The sequence below is a fragment of the Bradyrhizobium neotropicale genome (genome assembly GCF_001641695.1).
Classification (GTDB): Bacteria; Pseudomonadota; Alphaproteobacteria; order Rhizobiales; family Xanthobacteraceae; genus Bradyrhizobium; species Bradyrhizobium neotropicale.
The window spans coordinates 45,513-51,512 of record NZ_LSEF01000122.1; the positions used below are offsets into that span (position 1 = coordinate 45,513).

Annotated in this window: 7 protein-coding genes and 2 pseudogenes; 7 read left to right on the forward strand and 2 right to left on the reverse strand. The window is 57.6% G+C overall.

Translation table 11 applies throughout. The features are described from left to right. Positions 1-110: 110 nt before the first annotated feature. The 5 genes and pseudogenes from AXW67_RS38915 to AXW67_RS44655 all read left to right on the forward strand — a co-directional run bounded on the left by AXW67_RS38915 (position 111) and on the right by AXW67_RS44655 (position 1,761). Positions 111-572, forward strand: coding sequence for a GNAT family N-acetyltransferase (locus AXW67_RS38915; protein WP_063682152.1), 462 nt, complete (start codon positions 111-113; stop codon positions 570-572). Positions 573-728: 156 nt separating this feature from the next. After that, positions 729-947 (forward strand): hypothetical protein, encoded by a 219-nt coding sequence (locus AXW67_RS38920; RefSeq protein WP_430648753.1) that lies wholly within the window; start codon positions 729-731, stop codon positions 945-947. Between the two features lie 165 nt (positions 948-1,112). Next, the gene (locus AXW67_RS41375; protein ID WP_082908212.1) at positions 1,113-1,274 is read left to right on the forward strand and encodes a DUF2934 domain-containing protein; all 162 of its coding nucleotides are present in this window, start codon (positions 1,113-1,115) and stop codon (positions 1,272-1,274) included. 20 nt (positions 1,275-1,294) lie between these two features. Beyond that, positions 1,295-1,393: pseudogene (locus AXW67_RS45170) on the forward strand (SOS response-associated peptidase); the annotation flags it as partial. 167 nt (positions 1,394-1,560) lie between these two features. Continuing rightward, positions 1,561-1,761 carry a hypothetical protein gene (locus AXW67_RS44655; RefSeq protein WP_082908213.1) on the forward strand — a complete coding sequence of 67 codons (201 nt, stop codon included), beginning with the start codon at positions 1,561-1,563 and terminating at the stop codon, positions 1,759-1,761. A gap of 601 nt (positions 1,762-2,362) precedes the next feature. On the opposite strand, the gene AXW67_RS38930 is transcribed toward AXW67_RS44655, so the two are convergent. Beyond that, positions 2,363-2,599: a hypothetical protein gene (locus AXW67_RS38930; protein WP_063682155.1), complete on the reverse strand. Its 237-nt coding sequence runs from the start codon at positions 2,597-2,599 to the stop codon at positions 2,363-2,365. A gap of 143 nt (positions 2,600-2,742) precedes the next feature. Between AXW67_RS38930 and AXW67_RS44660 the strand changes: the two are divergent. Further along, a pseudogene (locus tag AXW67_RS44660) lies at positions 2,743-3,123 on the forward strand (hypothetical protein); the annotation flags it as partial. A 71-nt stretch (positions 3,124-3,194) separates the two neighbouring features. On the opposite strand, the gene AXW67_RS38940 reads toward AXW67_RS44660, so the two are convergent. Then, positions 3,195-4,745, reverse strand: coding sequence for a pilus assembly protein (locus tag AXW67_RS38940; RefSeq protein WP_063682156.1), 1,551 nt, complete (start codon positions 4,743-4,745; stop codon positions 3,195-3,197). Between the two features lie 407 nt (positions 4,746-5,152). Between AXW67_RS38940 and AXW67_RS38945 the strand changes: the two genes are divergently transcribed. Continuing rightward, on the forward strand, positions 5,153-6,000 hold an 848-nt coding region (locus tag AXW67_RS38945; RefSeq protein ID WP_063681995.1), incomplete at its 3' end, for an IS110 family RNA-guided transposase.

The window sequence follows — 6,000 nt, forward strand, 5'->3', positions numbered from 1 at the left end:
CAACACATGAAATTCGTCGAGCCTCGCCCACCTCGCCGATGCTGACGCCGCCACGCGCAAGCTGATGGAGCTGATCAACGCCGTCGGGCGGCGGCGTAGAGAGGGCCTCGATGACCAACGTACAGACCTTCATCGTGGAGCCCGGCACGCCTGAGTTGGCGATCTGCGCACGATGGCGCAAAAATGCCTTTTCAGTGCTCCAAGCGTCCTTTGAGGAAGAATTGAAGTCGTTGGAGCTATTTGCGTCCGATCAGACACACGGTGTGGCGCTGGTCGCTAAGGCCGATGACGAACCGATCGGAACGTGTCTTCTAGTCGAGTCAGAGATCGAGCCGAACCATGACGTGTCGCCTTGGCTTGCAGGCTTGTTCGTTGTCCCCGAGCATCGCCGAAAGGGGGCTGGCGCTGTATTGGTTCGCGCCATTGAGGATCAAGCCCGATTGCGAGGGTTTTCCCGGCTGTACCTCTACACCACAGAGGCTATTGGGTTTTATGCGCGTCTCGGCTGGTCACTCGTTGATCGCACCAACTGGAAGGGCTTTGACACAGCTCTAATGGTTCGCGAGCTGTAAACGTGATGTTCAACCTCCTAATCGGCCCCTTAGCCAACCATCATAAGCAAGCTCATTGCTCCCATCAGCACGAAAAATCCCGTCATCGTGGTGACGATGAACCTACGCTCTACCCCGTTCATGGCCGTCTTCCTCCGTGGCCTATGAGAGAGCAGCATGCTGACTTCCGGAAGTCGCGTCGGTTCGCTTATGGACATAGAAGCCCTTTTCGCAGGCATCCGGACTGAATTCATGGACAGCCGTCGCACCAAGTCCAAGCCGTCCCTGGGCCGCCTGACGACCGACGAGGAGCGCGATGTCTGGAGGCGCGCGCCATGGGATGAGGCGAAGGCGCGCTGCAACGGCCGTTGCCGGATGATGCGTTCAAGCTCGTGATGCGTGGGGCGGAGAAGGAGGATCGAGCGGCAGCATAGCTGAAAACGAGGAACAACTCTCGTAAGCCTGAATTGGCTCTCTAGGCCACAAGTAAGATTGGCGCGAGGTCCCCACCCCTTTGTGCCTCCTGCCCAAGGCGGGACCTGCGCTCTAGGAGAATTCATCATGGCTCACCCAACAGAGGAGCAGATACGGAAACGCGCGTTCGAACTGTGGGAGCAGGCTGGCAAACCCGAAGGACGCGAAGACGAGTTCTGGCAACAAGCGCAGAGGGAATTGCAGAGCGCAGAAGAGAGTGGTGATCCAAACAAAGGTGCCGACATTTGACGCCGCCGGGCGCCGGGACCGAGATGACGCTGATGCGCTGGGGCATGCCACCGCCGCCGCGTATGGGCGGGCCGCCGGTTACCAACATCCGCTGCCTCATGCCGTTCAACGGCATCGCCTAGGCCGACCAATCTGTCCGGAGGCGTATCAGTTCGTTTCCGATCCGGAGCGCGGTGAAGCAGAAAGCGGCGAGCGTTGCAGATTTACAACCCGCGCAGCTCTTCGAGATACTAAGCTGGTCCGTCTTACTTCATCTCTATTTCAATATAATCAGCGGGGGCGAAAAGTGTTTGATGTCTATCGCAATCATAAGCACGAGTTGCTCGTTCTAAGCAAAGGCTCAGCAATACCGACACTCAGCTCCAGACATAAGTGGCGGAAGAGTAGAAAAAGAGTTCTCAGAGTCAGCGACGAGATCAGGTCAGCCGTTCAGAGACACGGCTATTACGTCCGCAGCCTGCGGGTCACCAAGGAGCGCACAATCTAGGTCGAGCAGGTCGGCGGCCGGTGTTCTCTACGGCATCACCACCTACCAAGCCGCCATCCTCGCGCTCTTCCCCGTGGTCAATCGCTACGTCGGACCTACAGCCGACGCCCGGAGTCTCTTCCCGGATTATCCAGCTCTGGTGATCCGCAACACAGAAGCCGGGACCGAGATGACGCTGAGCTTTCACGTACGCTTCATTTGTCTGTAGGGCGCGGCGTCCGCTGAGGTCTTCCCTGTCCCGCCGTCTTCGAGGTTCGGCTTGCGGCGGCCTCAAACACCGCAATAAGCCGATCGAGTTGCCATAGCTCGATGTCGTTGGCATCAACCAGCTGCTGAGCACGTTCTCGTGCTTCCTGCTCATCGGCACACTGCAAATTGGCCACGCTTATAACGTGGCGGTCGTGATCCAAGAGGTAAGCTCGGTAGTGCGCCATCCCCACGCCCCCAAAGGCCCGCGCTCATCCATTAGCGTCCGCTCGATGCTTGGCTCGCTCGTTGTCAAATTGATCGCCAGACCTGGCTGGCGAACCAAGAACCTGGATGGAGGAGACGCCTTGTCGCGCTCCTTCATTCATTGTCTCGTGTGTTGATCATCGGATCATCACTTCAATCCTTCAATGAGCGTCCTCCAGCCGGGCGCATCGTCCGCCCTCAGCAGCGAAGCGCCAAGCGTTGCCAAGTAGGATGGCAATTCGCAATCGGGACGCGCGTTCATATTGCCGACAAACGCGGCGACGGCGCTCTTAAGATCGCCTCGGTCGAGATGATCCAAGGCCCGTTGCTTGCACCGCTCGACATATTTGTCGCGCGTCATCTCAATTAACAGGGAACGTTCCATTTCGCCTCCCCAACCGATGACTGCTTCCAATAGTGCCAGTTGGAACGGAGCGGATTTTGCCTGTCTGTTCGAAAGGCGACAAACGGATGCTCTTTTGGTCGCAAGTGTGGGAATTAAGACACAGACACATCGCGACCCGACGCCGCGCGGACCGCGGCACCAAGTCCAATCCGATCCCTGGACCGCATCTGGTCTATGGCTTCCTGACGACCGCGCCGAATGCGGTGGTCGAGCCGATCCATCCGAAGGCGATGTCCGTGATTTTAACCACCGATTAGGAGCGCGATGTCTGGATGCGCGCGCCGTGGGACTAGGCCAAGGCGTTGCAACGGCCGTTGGCGGATGATGCGCTCAAGATCGTGATGCGCGGGGCGGATAAGGAAGATCGGACAGCAGCACAGTCCGTCCGCTTAGCCCCAAAAAGCAGACCAACAGCAGATGGGCGCAGTAAGGACGCGATGGGCCAGGAGCTGACCTACTTCACATGGCCTGATTGCCGCGCCAAATGCGTCCCTCATAATTAAGACTTCAAAGAGCTCGCCAACTGATCCGGAGAGCCGGGACAGCCGACGAGTGTGAGCCGCCGCGGCTGCTCCTACACTAAGATGTGGTCGACGGATGTGCTCCAGCTGGAATACCCTAGAACTTTCCCATTATCGAACTCATTCGATAGATAGAATCCATTAGCATGGGCGGGATCGAAGGTGGCTGTCGAATAATCACCCCAGCGCCCGACCAAATCGTGCGCTGGATCTACATAAGCAGCCACGCTGTCGTGATAATCGGTCGGTGCCACAAAGTTCGGCGTCGTGGTCGCAGTGGCGCTGCCTGCCCCTTTCCAAAACGTGAAATAATCAGCGGCGTACATGTGGGAACCGCTCACATTGAAGTTGAACAGCACGTCCCCGTTACCGTCAACGGCTACCGATCCATTGAATGTCGCGGCTCCAGCGGTAGCTCCCGTTGTCGGCAGGAGGCTGTTCAGATTGCCGGCGTGCAAGACCGTCGGCGCGGTGGCTCCGCCTGTCGAATTGAAGTCGTGCATGTCAAGTTGTACCCACTCAACTGAAGGGGGCGCCTTCGAACTGCTCGGCTGTCCTTCAAAGACAACGTAGAGCTTTTGGTTGGCTGAATCGTAGGCGGCGCTGGTTATTCTTCCATCGCCAGCATCCAGCTTGTATCTGGTGCCGTATTGACTGGCGGAATAGGCGCCGTTTCCAAAATCGATGTTGCCGAGAGAGACGGTCACGGGCGTTGAATTAACGCCTCCGACCGATTCGAATATGCTCAGGCTGTTGTGCGTGTTGGCGATTAGATATTCCCCGTAATACGTTCCTCTGCCGGAGATCTCCGCGGTCTGGTATGATGGGGCTGCGTAAGCTGTCGCGCTGACGAAATTTGAATGGCTTCCGGTAAAGAGCCCATCATCAAAGACTGTCAGCACGCTACCTTCGTAGGTGCCGGACGCTGAGAACTGGTTCGTCGACACGTAGATGTTGTGCCCGTCGACTGCGACGAGCGGCTGGTCTGCCCAAGTCGTTATCCCGTTTATATTGTATGTTGTGGAGGCGGCCTGGAATTGCCAATTGGCCGATGATAGCGATGTCGTGGTGAGGTCCGAATTGGACACAGCCATCAAAATAGAGCTGGTGGTCAGACTATTGTTTACTTCATCGACGGTGACAATAAATTGGTGGTGGACAACATCGTAGAGGACCCTGGCATCTGCCAGAAAATATCCTGACGACATCACAGAGCCAAAGAATGTATTCAACGATTCGGTCTGAGGACTGGTGCCCTGTAGAGTCGTGATTTGGATGGCATCGTTCTCAGCAGTAATGACGACGTTTGCTCCTGCCGCCAGAGCGTTATCCGGCGGATAATACCCACCACTCTGCGCGAACGTTATCCCATCCCAGTGATAGTCCACGTCGGTTATCGTCGAGGTGCCGTTGACAACCTGGCCGGGGGATGACGACGATGTCGTCGTAGCATGGACCTGGAGAGACACGTGGGTCGGCACATCGGGGTCCGGAAGAAAATTGAAGACGTCGTTTTGTGCGTCGGAGTATGAGGACGGACCTCCAAACCAAGGCTTGTCGTCGCTGCCGAAATCGAAATTACTTCCGTCAACATATTTTCGCATTTCGCCCCCTGATCCGCGATTGCCAGGTGCAATTGAACAAGGCGATCGAATCTTAGGTTGGTTTGACCCCCGCGGTCTCCGCTAACTGATAATTCACCGCTTGCACCGCTCAACATATTTATCGCGCGGCTTGCCAGTTATCAGCGAACGTTCCATTTTCGCATTCTCACCAATGACTGTTTCCAATCATGGAGGTTGGACGAACGGATTTGATCTGTCTGTTCGCAAACAGACAAACAGACCCTCTTTTGGTCCGCAGTGTGGGAATTGGGACACAGAGGCGCGCATCGCGACCGCGCCCATCCTGTCTTTGTCCGTGGGATGTCAGCTAATGGGACGGTCCGGCCGTGCTCCGGCCCTGCCAGCAGCGAATGCTGGCAGGGGGCACCGAAGACAAGGAGCACGCGATGTCACAGAAACTCGACGCTTCGCCCGCCGTAATCGGCATCGATATTGGCAAGAACTCGTTCCACATCGTCGGCCAGAATCAGCGCGGTGCGATTGTGCTGCGTCAGAAGTGGTCGCGTGACCAGGTGGAAACGCGGCTCGCCAACCTGCCGCCGTGCTTGATCGGCATGGAGGCCTGTGTGGGCGGCCATCATCTCAGCCGCAAACTGCAAATGCTTGGCCACGACGCCCGCCTGATGCCGGCGAAATACGTGCGCCCATATTCGAAGGGACAGAAGAATGACTTCCGGGATGCTGAAGCCATCGCCGAGGCTGTCCAACGCCCCACCATGAAGTTCGTCGCGACCAAGACCGCCGATCAGCTCGACCTTCAGGCACTGCACCGCGTCCGCGATCGATTGGTCGGTCAGCGTACCGGCGTCATCAATCAGATCCGTGCATTCCTGCTGGAGCGGGGCATCGCCGTGCGGCAAGGCCCGCATTCCCTGCGGTTCGAGTTGCCGGGCATCTTGGCGACACGCACCGATGTGCTCTCACCTCGCATGTTGCGCATCATCGAGGGTCTGGCGGAAGACTGGCGCCGGCTGGATCAGCGTATCGAGGGTCTATCGAGCGAGATCGAAACGCTGGCCCGTCAAGATAAGGCCTGCCAGCGACTGATGACGGTGCCTGGCATTGGCCCAATCATCTCGAGCGCAATGGTGGCCGCGATCGGCACTGGAGACGTGTTCTCGAAAGGCCGCGACTTCGGCGCCTGGCTTGGACTGGTGCCGAAGCAGATCTCGACCGGCGACCGCACGATCCTCGGCAGTATATCAAGGCGCGGCAATCGCTACCTGCGCGCGCT